Source organism: Streptomyces sp. ISL-10, from assembly GCF_018614575.1.
Lineage (GTDB): Bacteria > Actinomycetota > Actinomycetes > Streptomycetales > Streptomycetaceae > Streptomyces.
The window spans coordinates 352432-369490 of sequence record NZ_JAGGOJ010000011.1 but is presented as its reverse complement, the minus strand read 5'-3'; the positions used below and the strand labels follow the sequence as shown (position 1 = coordinate 369490).

General features: G+C 72.3%; 17 protein-coding genes and 1 pseudogene. 12 read left to right on the top strand and 6 right to left on the bottom strand.

Features of this window, described 5'->3' with window-relative positions; translation table 11 throughout:
• Positions 1-2: 2 nt before the first annotated feature.
• On the bottom strand, positions 3-1010 hold the full coding sequence (locus J7E88_RS14335) for an SDR family oxidoreductase (RefSeq protein WP_215181518.1): 1008 nt from the start codon (positions 1008-1010) through the stop codon (positions 3-5).
• 194 nt (positions 1011-1204) lie between these two features.
• Between J7E88_RS14335 and J7E88_RS14330 the strand changes: the two genes are divergently transcribed.
• Entirely contained in the window at positions 1205-1723 is a 519-nt protein-coding gene (locus tag J7E88_RS14330) for a DUF4240 domain-containing protein (RefSeq protein ID WP_215181515.1), read from the top strand.
• Between the two features lie 16 nt (positions 1724-1739).
• Here J7E88_RS14330 and J7E88_RS14325 read toward each other — a convergent pair whose 3' ends face one another.
• Entirely contained in the window at positions 1740-2261 is a 522-nt protein-coding gene (locus tag J7E88_RS14325; RefSeq protein WP_215180823.1) for a GNAT family N-acetyltransferase, read from the bottom strand.
• 43 nt (positions 2262-2304) lie between these two features.
• Here J7E88_RS14325 and J7E88_RS14320 point away from each other — a divergent pair.
• Positions 2305-3203, top strand: a pseudogene (locus J7E88_RS14320) (TIGR01777 family oxidoreductase).
• Between the two features lie 688 nt (positions 3204-3891).
• Complete coding sequence (locus tag J7E88_RS14315) at positions 3892-5217, top strand: NAD(P)/FAD-dependent oxidoreductase (protein ID WP_215180821.1); 1326 nt, start codon at positions 3892-3894, stop codon at positions 5215-5217.
• A gap of 469 nt (positions 5218-5686) precedes the next feature.
• Here the strand turns inward: J7E88_RS14315 and J7E88_RS14310 are convergent, their stop codons facing one another.
• Positions 5687-7135, bottom strand: a complete 1449-nt coding sequence (locus J7E88_RS14310) for a regulator (RefSeq protein ID WP_215180819.1) — start codon at positions 7133-7135, stop codon at positions 5687-5689.
• 241 nt (positions 7136-7376) lie between these two features.
• Between J7E88_RS14310 and lipB the strand changes: the two genes are divergently transcribed.
• From lipB to J7E88_RS14290, 4 genes are all read left to right on the top strand, one after another.
• The gene (gene lipB, locus J7E88_RS14305) at positions 7377-8174 is read left to right on the top strand and encodes a lipoyl(octanoyl) transferase LipB (protein WP_215180817.1); all 798 of its coding nucleotides are present in this window, start codon (positions 7377-7379) and stop codon (positions 8172-8174) included.
• 121 nt (positions 8175-8295) lie between these two features.
• A complete protein-coding gene (lipA, locus tag J7E88_RS14300; RefSeq protein WP_215180815.1) occupies positions 8296-9270 on the top strand; it encodes a lipoyl synthase in 975 nt (324 codons plus the stop codon).
• 252 nt (positions 9271-9522) lie between these two features.
• Positions 9523-9732: a hypothetical protein gene (locus J7E88_RS14295; RefSeq protein ID WP_215181513.1), complete on the top strand. Its 210-nt coding sequence runs from the start codon at positions 9523-9525 to the stop codon at positions 9730-9732.
• An 18-nt stretch (positions 9733-9750) separates the two neighbouring features.
• The gene (locus J7E88_RS14290) at positions 9751-10458 is read left to right on the top strand and encodes a DUF4191 domain-containing protein (RefSeq protein ID WP_215180813.1); all 708 of its coding nucleotides are present in this window, start codon (positions 9751-9753) and stop codon (positions 10456-10458) included.
• 129 nt (positions 10459-10587) lie between these two features.
• Here J7E88_RS14290 and J7E88_RS14285 read toward each other — a convergent pair whose 3' ends face one another.
• Positions 10588-11055 carry an RDD family protein gene (locus tag J7E88_RS14285; protein ID WP_215180811.1) on the bottom strand — a complete coding sequence of 156 codons (468 nt, stop codon included), beginning with the start codon at positions 11053-11055 and terminating at the stop codon, positions 10588-10590.
• A 219-nt stretch (positions 11056-11274) separates the two neighbouring features.
• Here J7E88_RS14285 and glnA point away from each other — a divergent pair, with 219 nt between their 5' ends.
• The 3 genes from glnA to J7E88_RS14270 all read left to right on the top strand — a co-directional run bounded on the left by glnA (position 11275) and on the right by J7E88_RS14270 (position 14104).
• Complete coding sequence (gene glnA, locus J7E88_RS14280) at positions 11275-12684, top strand: type I glutamate--ammonia ligase (protein WP_177150164.1); 1410 nt, start codon at positions 11275-11277, stop codon at positions 12682-12684.
• A 277-nt stretch (positions 12685-12961) separates the two neighbouring features.
• Positions 12962-13192 (top strand): hypothetical protein, encoded by a 231-nt coding sequence (locus J7E88_RS14275; RefSeq protein ID WP_215180809.1) that lies wholly within the window; start codon positions 12962-12964, stop codon positions 13190-13192.
• A 48-nt stretch (positions 13193-13240) separates the two neighbouring features.
• Positions 13241-14104, top strand: a complete 864-nt coding sequence (locus J7E88_RS14270) for an MOSC domain-containing protein (RefSeq protein ID WP_215180807.1) — start codon at positions 13241-13243, stop codon at positions 14102-14104.
• A gap of 13 nt (positions 14105-14117) precedes the next feature.
• On the opposite strand, the gene J7E88_RS14265 is transcribed toward J7E88_RS14270, so the two are convergent.
• Positions 14118-14384, bottom strand: a complete 267-nt coding sequence (locus J7E88_RS14265; protein WP_215180805.1) for a hypothetical protein — start codon at positions 14382-14384, stop codon at positions 14118-14120.
• Between the two features lie 119 nt (positions 14385-14503).
• Here J7E88_RS14265 and J7E88_RS14260 point away from each other — a divergent pair, with 119 nt between their 5' ends.
• Positions 14504-14866, top strand: coding sequence for an arsenate reductase family protein (locus J7E88_RS14260; RefSeq protein ID WP_215180803.1), 363 nt, complete (start codon positions 14504-14506; stop codon positions 14864-14866).
• 259 nt (positions 14867-15125) lie between these two features.
• Positions 15126-15830, top strand: coding sequence for a septal ring lytic transglycosylase RlpA family protein (locus tag J7E88_RS14255; RefSeq protein WP_215180800.1), 705 nt, complete (start codon positions 15126-15128; stop codon positions 15828-15830).
• Positions 15831-16034: 204 nt separating this feature from the next.
• Here the strand turns inward: J7E88_RS14255 and J7E88_RS14250 are convergent, their stop codons facing one another.
• Complete coding sequence (locus J7E88_RS14250) at positions 16035-16946, bottom strand: Gfo/Idh/MocA family protein (protein WP_215180798.1); 912 nt, start codon at positions 16944-16946, stop codon at positions 16035-16037.
• Positions 16947-17059: the final 113 nt, after the last annotated feature.

The following is a 17059-nucleotide window of genomic DNA, read 5'->3' as shown; positions in this document are numbered from 1 at the left end:
CGTCAGCGGTAGTCGGCCAGGGACGGTTCCTCCCCCGCCTTCTCCGCGAGGATGTACGCCCACACGTCCGGGCGGCTGCCGTCCGCGTCCGTGACGCCGTACTCCCTGGCCAGCCGGCCGCTGTCCACCGAGCGGCCGTTCCAGCGGGCGCGGTCGGGGTCGGCGGCGAGGGCGGCCACGCCACGGGCGAGGTACGCCGGGGATTCGGACAGGGCCCAGTGCCGCTGCTTGGCGATGCCGTCGCGCCAGGTCTCCTCGGTGAGGCCGAAGATGTCCAGCATCTCCTCGGACCGCAGGAACCCGGGAGTGACGGCCACCGCTGTCGCGCCGACACTCCTGAGCTCCTCGCCCAGGATGTACGCCATCCGGATCGGCGCGTTCTTGGCCAGGTCGTAGTAGAAGTTCTCGCGGAAGTCCTTGTTGGTCTCGGCCGTCCCGTCCGTGACCTCGACGACCAGGCCGCCGGGCCGCCGTACGAGCAGGGGCAGCGCGATGCTGCTGGTGATGATGTGCGTACGCGCCCCCAGGTCGAGCATGCGCAGGCCGCGCTCCAGGTCGACGTCCCACATCCTGGTGTCGAAGTCGAGCAGGAAGTTCCCGCCCCAGATGTCGTTCACGAGGATGTCGAGGCGACCGTGGTCACGGTCGATGCGGTCGACCAGCGACCGGACCTGGTCGGCCACCAGGTGGTCGGTGGGAACGGCGATGCCCGTGCCGCCCGCGGCCGTGACGAGGTCGGCGGTCTGCTCGATCGTCTCCCCCGCGCGTCCCACCTCGCTGACGTGGTCCCGGGTGGTGCGTCCCGTCACGTAGACGGTCGCGCCCACGGCGCCGAGCTCCACGGCGATGGCGCGGCCCGCGCCCCGGGTGGCGCCCGCGACGAGTGCGACGCTTCCGTGCAGCGGCCTGTCCGGGGAGCCGGCCGGCGGCTCGTCGAAAGGACGGTCCTGCGGTTCGTTCGTCGGCTCGTTGGACTGGGCGTTCGTCGGGGCGCTCGTGGGGGCGTTCATCGGCCCGTTGGACGGCTCGTTCGTCGGCCCGTTCGTCGGCTCGTTCGTCGTCATGGACCGACCGTCGCACGGAATCCGGACATCCTCTGTCCGACATTGCCGCCCATCGCCATCGTGGACCGTTCATCTCGATACAGCCGCTTTTCCCGCCTCCGCGTGCGCCGCCATCCGCCAGCCACGATGCTTGACCCGTGATGGACGAGACGGAGTTCTGGGAGATCATCGACAGCACCCGCGAGGCCGCCGAGGGCGACCCCGAGGACCATGCCGAACTGCTCGTCGAGCGGCTGCTGCAGCTCGACCCCGACTCCGTACTGGACTTCGCCCGGCACTTCGAGGCCCGCTACAACCGCGCCTACACCTGGGATCTGTGGGGCGCGGCGGCCGTGCTGCTCGGCGGCGCGAGCGACGACGCCTTCGACTACTTCCGCTGCTGGCTCATCGGCCAGGGCCGCGAGGTCTTCGAGGGCGCGGTGCACGATCCCGACTCGCTGGCGGAGCTGCTGGACGACTTCGACGAGGACATCGACGGGGACGGCGAGGAGCTGGGGTACGCGGCGGACGAGGCGTACGAGCAGCTGACCGGCGTCGACGCGCCGGATCTCGGCATCCCGGTGCAGGCGGCCGAACCGGCGGGCGTCCCGTTCGCCTTCGACGACGACGCGGCGCTGGCAGAGCGGTTTCCGCGACTGTGGGAACGTTTCGGCGGCTGACCGCGGGGCGGGCGCGTCATCCCGTGAGGGAACGGCCCATCAGGACGTCGTCCACATATCGCCCCTCCAGCAGGAACTCGCCCGGCAGCACGCCCTCGACCGTGAAGCCCTCCGCCGCGTACAGCGCGCGCGCCGGCGCGTTGTGGCCGAGGACGCGCAGGGTGATGCGGATCGCGCCCTGGCGACGGGCCTCGTCGCAGGCCGCCCGCAGCAGGGCCCGGCCGACGCCGAGGCCGCGTGCCCGGCCGGCCACGGCGAGGCCCTGGATCTGGCGTACATGCCGGTTGCAGGCCAGCGGCGTCGGCCGCACCAGGCGGATGAAGCCGAGGAGCGTGCCGTCGCCGTCCTCGGCGACGAGGAAGTCCTCGGGCCGGTGCATCGGGTCGAAGAACGGGCCGTACGGCGGCTCCGGCCGCGGCTGAACGGCGTGCAGAGGGGACCACGTCTCCCGGTCGAGTTCGCCGAGGGCCGTGTCGTCGGCGGCTCGTGCGGGGCGTATCAGCGGGCGTACCGCGGGACGTGTGTGCGACTCGGGCATGGGCCAACTGTGCCACGCGGTAGGGGGACGGCAGGATGGGGCCATGGAGACATCGCGTATCGCCGTCACCGGCGCCTCCGGGCTCATCGGCGCGGCCCTCGTACGCTCGCTGCGCGCGGACGGGCACGAGGTGGTGCGCCTGGTGCGACACGCCGCCGGCGCCGGGGACGAGGTCGAGTGGGACCCGCTCCGGCAGTACGTCGACGTGGCGGGCCTCGTGGGCTGTGACGCGGTCGTGCATCTCGCCGGCGCCGGGGTGGGCGACCGCCGCTGGACGCAGGCGTACCGCAAGGAGATCCGCGACAGCCGGGTGCTCGGCACGACGGCGATCGCGGAGGCCGTCGCCTCACTGGACACACCGCCCAGGGTGCTGATCAGCGGCAGCGCGGTCGGCTTCTACGGCGACACCGGGGACCGCCCGGTGGACGAGGACGCGCCGCCGGGGGACGGCTTCCTGCCGGGGGTGTGCGTGGAGTGGGAGGAGGCGGCGGCCCCGGCGCAGGAGGCGGGGATACGCACGGTGCTGGCCCGCACCGGCCTGGTGGTGGCACGGCACGGCGGCGCGTGGGGCCGGATGTTCCCGCTGTTCCGGGCGGGCCTCGGGGGGCGGCTGGGCAGCGGGTGCCAGTACTGGAGCTTCATCGCGCTGCACGACGAGGTGGCGGCGCTGCGGCATCTCCTCGACACGGAGTCGCTGTCGGGCCCGGTGAACCTGACGGCGCCGGAGCCGGTGACGAACCGTGAGGTGACGCAGGCGATGGCCCGGGTCCTGCGCCGTCCGGCACTCTTCGCGGTCCCGACGCCGGCGCTGCGGCTGGCGCTGGGAGAGATGGCGTCGGACGTGCTGACCAGCCAACGCGCGCTTCCTCACGCCTGTTGGAGTCGGGCTTCTCGTTCGCGTTCCCCCGGATCGACGACGCGATCCGCGCGGCACTGCGGTAGCGGCCGGGGGTAGGGCCGCAGGGCCGGGGTGGTTCGCCCGGGCCGGGCTCCCGGGGCCCCGAACCACGTGCCGGGCGGGACCGCGGGCGGCTCAGGGCCGCGCGTGGGCGGGACGCTCGCCGCCGTCCCAGCGGCGGCAGCCACGCCCCGGGCGCGCGGCGCGGGAGGCGGGTGCCCACCGGCCGCTGCCAGTCGCGCCGCTCCTCGGCCGCAACGCCGAACAGGCACCAGGGCACTGCCACCGCCCACGTACGGCCATACGCCGACCGACGCGGCCCGCAACGGATCACCACCGCCCCAGCGGCATCGACCGCCACAGACGCCCCCGCAGCGCAAGCCCGCCGACGCGACACCGCACGAAGCGCCCGGCCTCGGCGGCCGCATAGCGCCGAACCGGCCGCCAAAGCCGCCCGGCGCCAGCGTGCCGTGGGCCGCCGAAGGCGCCGACCCGGCGGGCCCGTCCGGCCGCGGGGGCGGCCGCCACGCGGCGGAGGCCGCCCCACGGGCCGGCTATGTGAGGCCGCGGCACGTCGACGTCCCGCGTGCGCCCCCGCGCTACGGTGCTCCGCGCTGTGCGCGACTGCACGCGGGCGTTCCGGTTCCTAGTCTCGGTGTGAACTCGGGTATTCACTGGGCCTGATGGGGGCATGAGCCCCCCACCAGCCGCGCCGACCTCGGGGAGGGGCACGTGCTCAGCACCGCTCAGCATGCGGATCACGCGGACGTCGTCATCGTGGGGGCCGGGATCGCCGGGCTCTCGGCAGCTCATCGGCTGACCACTGCGGGGGTGACGGTCCGGGTCCTGGAGGCCGCCCCCGTGGTGGGCGGGCGGATGGCCACCGAATGCGTCGACGGCTTCCGGCTCGACCGCACAGGCCAGTTGCTCAGTACCGCGTTCCCGGAGCTGCGGCGCATCTCGGCGCTGCGCGACGCCGAACTGCGGTCGTTCTCGCCCGGTGTTCTCGTCCACGCCGAAGGACGCCTTCAGCGGACCGGCGAGGTGGGAAGCTCGCCGCACGCCGCCAGAGGCGTAGGGGTCGCATTCACGATGGCGCGCGCCCTTGCGAGCGCCCCTCGGCCGAGGCACCTCGACCAGGCAAGGCTCGGAGCGTCGCTGGCACGACTCGCGGGCACGCCCGTACGGCGCGTGCTGGCCCGTCCGGAACGGCCCGCGGCAGACGCCCTCCACAGCCGCGGGCTGCCCGCCCGTACAGTGCACGGTTTTCTGCGCCCCCTGCTGTCCGCCCTGCTGTGCGACCCGGAGTTGACCACGTCCAGCCGGTGCGCCGACCTGGTGCTGCGCGGTTACGCGCGCGGCCGGCTGTGCGTTCCGGCGAGCGGGGCGTCCGCGCTTCCGGAACTGCTGGCGGCCACGCTGCCGGAGGGCACCGTGCGGACGGGGACACGGGTCACCGACCTCGCGACGAACCGGGTCACGACCGAGGAGCACGGCGAGTTCGGCTGCCGCTCGGTCGTGGTCGCGACGGGGGCGCGGACGGCGGCGGACCTGCTGCCGGGGCTGCGGGTGCCGTCGTTCCGCCCGGTGACAGTGGTGCACCACACCGCGCCGGAGCCGCCCCTGACCGATCCGTCACTCGTCCTGGACGCGGACCGCAGCGGACCCGTGTCGCACACGGCCGTGCTGAGCGAGGTCGACCCGTCCCGCGCGCCCGAGGGCCGCGCGCTCATCTCCTCGACGGTGGCGGGCGACCCGCCGGACGACCTGGACCGGCAGGTGCGGCGGCACCTGACGACGCTGTACGGCACTCCGACCGACGACTGGGAACTCCTGACGGTCCATCATGACGCGGAGGCGGTCCCGGCCATGACGCCTCCCTACGATCTGCGCCGACCCGTGCGCCTGCTGTCGGGCCTGTACGTCTGCGGCGACCACCGGGACACGGCGACGGTGCAGGGCGCGCTGTACTCGGGCCGCCGGGCCGCGCACGCACTCCTGTCGGACCTCGGCATCCGGCCGGGCTTCGGGACGGTGGCGGTGAGGGCCGCGGCGTGAGTCACGCGGGGACGGGCCGTCACCCGCCGCTGCCGCGGGGCGAACCGCCACCGTCCCCGCGGCAGCCCCCCGCAGCGGACGCAAATGCCGGAGATACGTCGTACCTCCCCGGACTCCGCCCCTTCCCGAAGGGGGCTGCTCCCCGCACTCTTACCGCCCTTCGGACGGTGTCCTCAGGCGCGGGGCTCCAGGCGCGGGGCTCCTACCCCACCCCCGCAGGACGTAGGGGAGGGCCCCCGGTCCGGGATGCGGGTACTCCCACGACCATCAGGCCGTAGAGGGAAGGCGGGGAGGGCGCAAGGTCCCCGCACCCCGCGCCCGGCAGGGCGCAAGGCCACCGGGTCCGGGGCGCAGCCCCGCTTCGGGAGGGGTACGCCCACGGCCCACCCGGTAGGGGAGGCGACCACCGGGAAACGGCCCCGCACAGCGGCAGCCCGCCCCCGCGCTCGCCCCGGCCGGGGTCGCCCCCTCACCCCAGCGCCGCCACCCGGTCGCGGTAGGTGCGGACCGGGCTCGCGTCCCGGTACGGCTCCAGGCGGCGCTCGAACTCCCGCACGTACTCCGACGCCCGCGCCGACCTCATCTCCGACGCCTGCAGCGCCGCCTCCGCGCCCAGCGCGCACGCCTGCTCCAGCTCGCCGAGGCCGAGGCGCGCCGTCGCGAGGACGACCCGGCAGAACAGCCGGCTGCGGGCGAAGGCCGGGGCCCGTAACTGGAGAGAACGTTCCGCGTGCTGGACCGCCGAGCGGTACTGCTGGAGGTCCCGGTGGCAGTGCCCGATCTCGTCGGCGAGCTGGGCCTCGTCGAAGGACCGCGCCCAGTGCGGCACGTCGTCGCCCGGACGGGCCGAGTCCAGGGCACGCTCCGCGCGGGCGAGGGCCGTGTTGCACGCCCGTGCCTCGCCGAGCACCCCGTGGCCGCGTGCCTCGGCGGCGTGCAGCAGCGCCTGGACCAGCGGGGGCGCCGCGGAGCCCACGCCCTGCTGGGCGACCCGGGCGAGCTGGACCGCTTCCCGCCCGTGGCCCAGGTAGACAGCCTGTCGGCTCATGGTGACGAGCACATAGGAGCCGTACGCCCGGTCCCCCGCCGCCTGTGAGAGCCGCAGCGCCTGGACGAAGTACCGCTGGGCGAGGCCGTGTGCCGCTATGTCGTACGAGGTCCAGCCCGCGAGCCGGGTCAGATCGGCGGCCGCGGCGAAGAGCCGGCGGCCCAGCGCCTCCCCGTAGGTGCCACGCAGCATCGGTTCGGCCTCGTGCTCCAGGTAGCGCACGAGGGCCTGCCGGGCGTGGCCGCCGCCGTAGGCGTGGTCGAGGGCGCGGAACAGTTCGCCGACGGAGCGCAGGGCCGAGATGTCTCCGCCGGAGACCTTCTGGCCGGGCCCCCGGTCGGTGCCGCGCTGGCGGGGCACGGTGACGCGTGTCCCCTGGAGGGGCACCCGCCCCAATGCGCTGTGCGCCACGTCCCCGCGGCCGACCCGCTCGTCGGCGCGTCCGATCAGCCAGTCCCGGCTCGGCACGACCAGGCCGGCGGGGGTGAAGGCGATCTTGCGCAGTTCCCCGTGGCTGCCGGAGTCCTTGCGCCACAGCCCGCTGACGATGTCGACGGCCTCCTCCGGCGTGGCGGCGAACTCCAGGCCGGCGTAGACCGGCGCGCAGGCGTCGAGGCCGAGGTCCTGGGCGGACAGCCGGCGCCCGAGCCGCCGGGTGAACACCTCCGCGATCAGTGCCGGGGTCGTACCGCGCGGCTGCTGGCCGCGCAGCCAGCGGGTCACGGAGGTCTTGTCGTAGCGCAGGTCGAGGCCGTGCTCGAGACCGAGCTGGTCGACTCTGCGGGCGAGCCCGGCATGGGAGAAGCCCGCCTCCGCGATGAGCGCGGCGAGCTGCCGGTTGGGGGTGCGCTGTGGGGCTCGTTCCGTCATCTGCTGTCGGGTCTCCTGACTTCCGGGCCGGGAGCAGCCCTCATGGAACGGCGCGAATTTAGCGGCCGGACCGGCCCCTTCCGCTACCTTCGCCCCACATTCATCCGATCGTGTGAGGATTGACGGCGGCACTGACATCTGCGCTGACGGGAGCTACCTGCCCGGCCCCCGGTTTCCGGGCCGCCGTACAGTGGCATGGGCCCGGATCACAGCTGGGCGAAGGTTCGAGGGAGGCTCTGCCGTGAGTGAGCTGCGGTTCGTCCGACTGGGGTTCGGCGAGAACGCCGTCGAGTACCAGGAGGCCTGGCAGAAGCAGCGCGAGGTCCACGCCGCCCGCTTCGCGGACGAGATCCCGGACACCTGCCTGCTCCTGGAGCACCCGCCGGTCTACACGGCCGGACGGCGCACGGCGGACAGTGAGCGCCCCCTGGACGGCACGCCCGTCATCGACGTGGACCGCGGCGGGAAGATCACGTGGCACGGCCCGGGCCAGCTGGTGGGCTATCCGATCCTGAAGCTGCCGCGCCCGGTGGACGTGGTCGCGCACGTACGCCGCCTGGAGGACGCCCTCATCCGCACCTGCGCGGAGTTCGGCGTCGAGACGAGCCGGGTGGAGGGCCGCAGCGGTGTGTGGGTGCTCGGCGATCCGGTCGAGGAGCGTCCGGCACTCGGCGGCCTGTCGCTCGACTTCGACCCCCGGCTGCAGGACGAGGAGTTCGACCCGCGTCTGAACGGGCCGGAGTACGCCCCCTCCAACGCCGGCCAGCGGCGCGAGGACCGCAAGCTCGCCGCGATCGGCATCCGGATCGCCAAGGGCGTGTCGATGCACGGCTTCGCCCTGAACGTGAACCCGGACAACACCTGGTTCGACCGGATCGTGCCGTGCGGCATCCGCGACGCGGGCGTGGCCTCACTGGCGAACGAGCTGGGCCGCGACATCACGATCGAGGAGGTGCTCCCGGTCCTGGAGAAGCATCTGCGCGACGTCCTGGAGCACGCGGAGCTCCGGCCCCGCGCGGTCGAGACGGCGTCCGCCTGACGCCTGCCGGCGGCCCTGGGGAATGCGTCCCTTTGGCCACAGGTTGGCCAAACGTAAGGCCGCACTTTTAACGGGCGTACTCTGGTGTTCGCCGAAGAATCGAAGCTGTAGGGAGCCGGTCGTGTCCGCAGTCGCACCCGACGGACGCAAGATGCTGCGCCTGGAGGTCCGGAACAGCCAGACCCCCATCGAGCGCAAGCCCGAGTGGATCAAGACCCGGGCGAAGATGGGTCCCGAGTACAACCAGCTGCAGAAACTGGTCAAGAGCGAGGGTCTGCACACGGTCTGCCAGGAGGCGGGCTGTCCCAACATCTTCGAGTGCTGGGAGGACCGTGAGGCCACGTTCCTCATCGGTGGCGACCAGTGCACCCGCCGCTGCGATTTCTGCCAGATCGACACCGGCAAGCCGCAGGCCCTGGACCGCGACGAACCGCGCCGCGTGGGCGAGTCGGTCGTCACGATGGACCTGAACTACGCCACGATCACCGGCGTCGCCCGCGACGACCTGGAGGACGGCGGCGCCTGGCTGTACGCGGAGACCGTGCGCCAGATCCATGCGATGACCGCCGACCGCGAGGGCGGCCACACCAAGGTCGAGCTGCTGATCCCCGACTTCAACGCCGTGCCCGAGCAGCTGGCCGAGGTCTTCTCCTCCCGCCCCGAGGTGCTCGCGCACAACGTCGAGACGGTGCCGCGCATCTTCAAGCGCATCCGCCCCGGCTTCCGCTACGAGCGGTCGCTCGAGGTCATCACCCGCGCCCGCGAGGACGGCCTGGTCACCAAGTCGAACCTGATCCTCGGCATGGGCGAGACCCGCGAGGAGGTCAGCGAGGCGCTGCAGCACCTCCACGACGCGGGCTGCGAGCTGATCACGATCACGCAGTACCTGCGCCCCTCCGTGCGCCACCACCCGGTGGAGCGCTGGGTTAAGCCGCACGAGTTCGTGGAGCTGCAGGAAGAGGCCGAGGAGATCGGCTTCTCCGGTGTGATGTCGGGTCCGCTCGTCCGTTCGTCGTACCGGGCCGGCCGCCTGTTCCAGCAGGCGATGGAGGCCCGGGGGACCACGTCCGCCACCGGCGCGGCCCAGGCTGTGTGAATTCAGGCACAAGCAACTACCGGCCAGTAATGGCCAGTTGGGCGCGGCCCGCATCCTCCCCGCAGGTCGGGGACACGGTGCGGGCCGCGTTCGCGTTCGCGGGGGCTTCGCAGGGCGCCCATCCGTGCTTCATCGGCGTTTGACCACCCGGTCACGCCCTGGTAACACCAATCAGTGACGCTGAATGCACGCACAGCTCCCACTCATCCACGCCCGCCCCGAGGGGGAACCTTCACGATGCCGACCTCCAGCATGCAGGCCGCGCCGGTACGTCCCGTGATCGCCACCGCCATCCCGACCGTCACCGACGCGCTGCGCGCGATGGAGTCGCTGCTGCTCGGCAGCGGCCAGCGCACCGCCCGCCGCAACGCATGGACCGCGGTGCTGGAGGACCGGCGCCGGGCCAAGGACCGCGTCGAGGCCCAGCACGTTCTGGAGGCCGTGGCTGACCGCACTTCGTAGGCCACGTAAACTTCAGGTATGGCGAGGAAGGCACATTCAGACAGCGCTGACGCTGCTGCGAATCCTGGGCGACTGAAGCAGATCGCCCTGACGTACAAGATGACCCGTAAGGCCGACCCCAAGGTCGGTCTTGTCGTCGCGGCTGTGGGAATCGTCACCTTCGGTGTCTTCCTCGCGATCGGTTTCTTGATCGACCACCCCATCTATCTGGGCATCCTGGGCTTCCTGCTGGCCTTCCTGGCGATGGCGATCCTCTTCGGCCGCCGCGCCGAGCGGGCGGCCTTCGGGCAGATGGAAGGCCAGCCGGGCGCCGCCGCGGCGGTCCTGCAGAACGTGGGCCGCGGCTGGACGACGACCCCCGCGGTGGCGATGAACCGCAACCAGGACGTGGTGCACCGGGCGGTCGGCAAAGCCGGCATCGTCCTGGTCGCCGAGGGCAACCCCAACCGGCTCAAGACCCTGATCGCGGCCGAGAAGAAGAAGATGAACCGCATCGTCGTGGACGTACCGGTGCACGACATCCTGGTGGGCAACGGCGAGGGCCAGGTCCCGCTGAAGAAGGTGCGCACCACGATGCTGAAGCTGCCGCGTGTGCTCACCGGCCCGCAGGTCACCTCGACCAACGACCGGCTGCGCGCGATGGGCGACCTGATGAGCAACATGCCGCTGCCGAAGGGCCCGATGCCGAAGGGCATGCGGATGCCGCGCGGCGGCAAGATGCGCTGACGCACGAAGGACATGACAGAGGCGGCCGGGACGATGTCCCGGCCGCCTCTGTCATGTCCCTGTGTCCTGCGCCGCTGTCCTTGTGTCCTGCGGCGCTTCTGGTCCTGCGGCTCTTCCGTCCTGTGTCGCTCAGATCCTGACCTGGACCGCGCGGGCGAGGCGGTCGTGCAGACCGCGGCCGTCACGGTCCCAGACGAGCGCCGGCACGGCCAGGCACAGCAGCACGCTGCGGACGACGGCCCAGCCGAATCCGAGGCGGCCGCCGCGCTCGGAGACGACGCGCAGGCCGAGGAGCCGCTTGCCGGGGCTGCAGCCGACGGTGCCGACCGTCAGCATGCTCATGACGAGGAAGATCAGCAGGGCGCGGTTGGACGTCGCCTGCTGGTCACTGCCCGCGAACAGTCCGTATGCGATCAGGCAACACAGTCCCCAGTCGAGGAACAGTGCTCCGAAGCGCCGTCCGAGGGGGGCCACGGAGCCCGGTCCCGTCTCCGGCAGACCGAGCCGCTGGCCCCGGTACCCGAAGTCGACACCCATGTCCTCGGCCGCAGCGCGGGGCCCGGAGAGCCACGATCCGATTGCTTGCCTGTTGTCCACGCGACCACGGTACTGCGCCCGCTTTGGATCACTTCGGCCCGGGTCCCCCTGCGGCCCGCGGCAGGCGCCCGGCACCCGTGCCGGTTAACTTCGTCGAAACAAATGGGTCATGCTTGAGAAATCCGGCCTGCCTATGGTCGGGTCCAGCGTGTGCCACCGCACTGGCCGCACGGACGAGCTGCAACCCCGCCCCTCCCGGGTGGGAGTAGGAGGAGTTGGATGTTCCAGAACGCCGACGAGGCCAAGAAGTACATCGCTGACAACGACGTAAAGATGGTTGACGTCCGGTTCTGCGACCTTCCTGGCGTCATGCAGCACTTCACGATCCCGGCGACGGCCTTCGACCCCTCGGACGAGCTGGCGTTCGACGGCTCGTCGATCCGCGGCTTCCAGGCGATCCACGAGTCCGACATGGCGCTGCGTGCGGACCTGTCGACCGCCCGTCTGGACCCGTTCCGCCGCGACAAGACGCTGAACATCAACTTCTTCATCCACGACCCGATCACGGGTGAGCAGTACAGCCGCGACCCGCGCAACATCGCCAAGAAGGCCGAGGCCTACCTCGCCTCCACCGGCATCGCGGACACCGCGTACTTCGGCCCCGAGGCCGAGTTCTACGTCTTCGACTCGGTGCGCTTCAACACCGCCGCGAACGAGGGCTTCTACCACATCGACTCCGAGGCCGGTGCCTGGAACACGGGCGCGGTCGAGGACAACCGCGGCTACAAGGTCCGCTACAAGGGCGGCTACTTCCCGGCCCCGCCGGTCGACCACTTCGCCGACCTGCGCGCCGAGATCTCCCTGGAGCTGGAGAACGTCGGCCTCCAGGTCGAGCGCCAGCACCACGAGGTCGGCACCGCCGGCCAGGCGGAGATCAACTACAAGTTCAACACGCTGCTCGCCGCGGCCGACGACCTGATGCTCTTCAAGTACATCGTGAAGAACGTCGCCTGGCGCAACGGCAAGACCGCGACCTTCATGCCGAAGCCGATCTTCGGCGACAACGGCTCGGGCATGCACGTCCACCAGTCGCTGTGGCAGGGCGGCTCGCCGCTCTTCTACGACGAGGCCGGTTACGCGGGCCTGTCGGACACCGCCCGCTACTACATCGGCGGCATCCTCAAGCACGCCCCGTCGCTGCTGGCCTTCACCAACCCGACGGTGAACTCGTACCACCGCCTGGTCCCCGGCTTCGAGGCCCCGGTCAACCTGGTCTACTCGCAGCGCAACCGCTCGGCGGCGATGCGTATCCCGATCACCGGCTCCAACCCGAAGGCCAAGCGCGTCGAGTTCCGCGCTCCGGACCCGTCGTCGAACCCGTACCTGGCCTTCTCGGCCCTGCTGCTGGCGGGCCTGGACGGCGTGAAGAACAAGATCGAGCCGGCCGAGCCGATCGACAAGGACCTCTACGAGCTCGCCCCCGACGAGCACGCGAACGTCCCCCAGGTCCCGACCTCCCTCCCGGCGGTCCTCGACGCCCTGGAGCAGGACAACGAGTACCTGCAGGCGGGCGGCGTGTTCACGTCGGACCTGATCGAGACGTGGATCGACTACAAGCGGACGAACGAGATCGCCCCGATCCAGCTGCGTCCGCACCCGCACGAGTTCGAGCTCTACTTCGACATCTAAGAAGTCCGGGCCCTGCCCGTTCCGCCGTCGGCCGTGCCCTTCCCTCACCGGAAGGCACGGCCGTCGGCCGTTCACGGTGACCGGTTCACGGCTTCAGGGCTTCACGGCGGGAGCGGCGGGGATGGCGCGCATGGCGCGGTCGGTCTCGTCGTGAGCGAGGTGTCCGACGAAATGGACCGGACCATCACGTTCTCGTACGAGGCCACGGGCGGTGCCCGTGAGGTCACCGTCCCGGTCTCCCTGGCGCGAGGTCGACCCGGGCACCGAGCAGCAGAGGGTGACCTCTCTGCCCCGGCGCAAGGAGGTCGAGCCGTCCGGGCCGGGGCAGAGCGGCACGCTCGTCGTCACCTTCGGAGCGGACCGCGGCGAGGCGACCTGCCCGGGGGTGGGTCGACGACGGGCCGGTACGGACGGCGACCGCGTCCGCCGCCCACGCCTCCGCCGTCCGCAGCGCGTCCTGATCGCCGTCGGGGCGCGCCGGATCGTCGGCCCCGGCCGGGCTGCGTGACGCTCCCTGCGTGCACCCCGTGCCCGAGCGCCTCTACGATCCATGCCCATGGGGATCACTGTGCAGAAGCTGACGTACTACCCGGTCAAGGGCTGCGCCGGGATCGAGGTGCGATCCGCTGTGGTCGGCGGAACAGGGCTCGAGCACGACCGGACGTTCATGGTCGTCGATGCCCTCGACGGGACCTTCCGCAGTCAGCGGACGCATCCCGCCCTGGCCGCCGTACGGCCCGGGATCGGCGACGGCGGGCGCACCTTGCGCCTGCGGGCCGAGGGGGTCGAGGAGCTCGTGGTGGACGTGGACCCCGAGGGCAAGCCGCGGGCGGTGAGCCTGTTCGGTCGGCCGGTCGGGGACGCGGTGGACCAGGGGGACGCGGTCGCCGCATGGCTGTCCGAGGTGCTCGGAACCGCGTCGCGGCTTGTGCGGGTGCCCGAGAGGTTCGACCGGGACGGGTGGGGGGAGACACCCGGCAAGATCGCCTTCGCCGACGCGCATGCCGTGGCCGTCGTTTCCCAGGCCTCGCTCGACGGGCTGAACGCGCGGATCGAGGCGTCGGGCGGGACGCCGGTGCCCATGGACCGCTTCCGGGCCAACATCGTGCTCGACGGGTGCGCCGAGCCGCACGATGAGGACCTGATGCGGCGGCTGGAGATCGGAACCGTGCAACTCGCCCATTCCGTAAGGGCGATGCGCTGTTCCGTGCCGCTGGTGGACCAGGTCACGGGGTTGCGGGCGGGCCCCGAGCCGGTGCGCACGCTCGCGACGTACCGGCGGGAGCCCGCGTACGACAACAAGATCAGCTTCGGGGCGAAGGCCGCGGTGCTGCGGGGCGGCACGCTGGCGGTCGGCGACGCGGTACGACCCCAGTGGTACGAGAACGGGGCGCCCGATCCCGAGCGCCCCGCCTCCTGAGCCTTTCCTCCGGTCAGCGCCCGTAGCGGATCAGGGCCCTGACCATCCGGCACGTGGTGTCGGACGGGACGTGCAGGCCGGTGCGCTCGGCCACGTCCCGTATGCGGCGGTTGTCGGCTGTCGCCGGGTGGTAGACGCCGGCGTCGAGCAGGGCGATCGCGAGGCGCATCGCCTTCAGGCGGCGGTTGTGCGACACGTACCACTCGCGCGGCTGTCCGGCCGGGAGCGGCTTCTTCTGAAGGGGGATCAGGGGCTTCGTCGTGAGTGTGGCAACGGCCATCGGCGACCTCCTGGCGCGGTGGCGGGACCATCCCGAACTACTGTTCATTCTATCGGCGGCCACTGACAATCGCCGCTGGCCAGACGGCATGTGAAGCGGCGAGCGGTACGGTGTGCGGCATGGAGATCTGGATCAATCCCGCCTGTTCCAAGTGCCGCAGCGCCCTCACGCTCCTCGACGCCGAGGGCGCCCACTACACGGTGCGGCGCTACCTGGAGGACGTGCCGACCGAGGACGAGATCCGGGCGGTGCTGGGCCGGCTCGGCCTCGAACCCTGGGACATCACGCGGACACAGGAGCCCGCCGCGAAGGAGCTGGGACTGAAGACGTGGGCTCGCGACGACGCTTCGCGGGACCGCTGGATCTCGGCCCTGGCCCAGCACCCCAAGCTCATCCAGCGACCGATCATCACGGCGGACGACGGTACGGCGGTCGTGGGCCGCACGGAGGACGCGGTCCGGGACGCGCTCGGCCGCGGCTGAGCCGCGGACCCGGGCGGCGTACTGCGGTCGCGACTCCCGACGCGTACGGCGTCACCGTCCTGCTCAAGGGGGCGCTGGACGGGCCGTGCCGCGCTGCCGGCGGGGCCAACGACGCGAGGCTGCGGGCGAACCGCCTTTGCCTTAAGGAATGTTAAGGAAGAGGCGGCCGCGAACGGTGAGCAGACGCCGACGGGTCCTCGTACGTAAGGGCACAAGGAACCAACCGGCCGCCCCCGCGGCCGGGGACAGGAGCCCTTACGTGTCACGCAAGAAGACCCTCAGCGGCAAGAAGAAGCTCGCACTCCTCGTCGGCGCGGCGGCGCTGGTCGGCGGCACTGCGGTTGTCATGACCGGAACAAGCCAGGCGTCCGCCGCCTGTGACGGCCTCGCCCAGGCGATTCGCAACAACGAGAACTTCATCGCCGGTCAACAGGCCAATCCGGACGCCCAGTCGGCGGCACGCATCGCCAACCGGGAGGCGGTGATCGCGCAGATAGGGGTCCAGCAGAAGGCCGCGGGCTGCGACGCCGGGGCGGGCGGCGGCGAAGCCGCACCTCCCGCGCAGCCGCCGGCCCAGGAGGCACCACCCGCCGAGGAAGCGCCGCCCGCCGAGGCACCGCCCGCGGACGAAGCGCCCCCCGCCGAGGGCGGTGACCAGGCCGGGGACCAAGCCGGGGACCAGGCCGATGGCGGTCAGGCCGGGGGCGGCGCGACGGGCGAGGTCGTCTGCGCCGGCTCGACCGTGACCCTCTCCGGCGAGGGCGGCGCGCCGGCCGCCTCCAGCAGCCAGTTCCCCGTCGGCACCCAGCTCAAGGTGACCAACCTGGACAACAACAAGTCCACGACCGTCGAGGTCACGTCGGTGTCCGGCAGCTGCGCCCTGCTGAACAACGCTGCCTTCGAACAGGTCCGCGAGGCCGGCAAGTTCCTGATCCGCAACGCGCGGATCGAGCGCGTCGGCTGACGCCGGGCGGCCGGGTCCGCGATCCCCCACTCCCCCGCGGGCCCGGCCGCAGCCGGCCCGCAGGACGGTGCCGTCCGCGCTCCCCCCTCCCCCGCTGTCCCGGGGCCGAGCGCCCGCCTCCGAGCCGCACACTCGGAGTGCAGGACGGCACCGTCCTGCCTTCCCCGCTCCCCGCTCCCCGCTCCGCGGGCGCGGGCGCGGGCATCACCGCGCCGTCCCGGCCGCCTTCTGCTCGGCCTCCGCGAGGATCTCCGTGATCCGCAGCCCGAAACGGACGTCGCACGGGTGCGACCGGCCCGTCCGGATCACGCCGATGAGTTCGTTGACCGCCGTGCGGAACGACTCCACCGGATTGCCCCAGCCGTCCGGCAGTTCGGTCCTGCCCCGCTCCCCCACCAGCACCAGGCTCACGCCCGCCGCGTTCATGGGCGCGCCCAGGCCGAGGGTCGCCGTGCTGGACGCTCCACTCGTGTGCCGGAGCACCAGGTGCATGGTGTCCGAGGGGCCATGGGCCGCCGTCACCTCCACCACGTCGCCCAGCACCGGCAGCAGCGCGGACAGCGCGTGCGGGCCGACGTCCCACAGACCGCCCTTCTCGCGCCGCCACGGCGACGCGGCGAACGGGCTCTCCGCGCCCGGCGAGAACAGCGCGCCGAGCCACTGCGCATGGGCCGTGAACCACCCGCCGGTCGCGGCCTGTTCCCCGATCCAGCGCGCGGTGTCCGTGGCGAACCGCAGCGTGCAGAAGACCACGGACGCCACCTTCGCCTCCTCAGCGGCCTTCGCGGCGTCGCGGGCAGCCGCGACCGTCGTCGCGACCGGCTTGTCCAGCAGCAGGTGGCAGCCGGCGGCGGCGGCCCGGACGGCGAGCGGCGCCTGTACGTCCGGCGGCACGGCGAAGGCGATCGCGTCGTTCGAGGCGAAGAGCGCGTCGATGCCGTCCTCTCCGGTGAACGCGGTCGTGCCGTGGGCGTCCGCGAGCGCGGCGGCCGCCTCGGGCCGCCGCCCCCACACCCCGCCGAGGACGACGTCCGGGTGGCCGGAGAGCGCGGGTGCCTGGGTCATGGCGGCCCAGGGGCCGGCGCCGAGAAGTCCGATACGCAGGTGCTTGGTCATGCCCACCAGTGTGCCCGCGCGCCCCTCGCTGAGCGCTCCCCACGGGGATGCCGCGTGGCGCGCCCGGCGGACCCGGCGGCCAAGCACCCGGCGGCCGCACCACCCGAAAAATC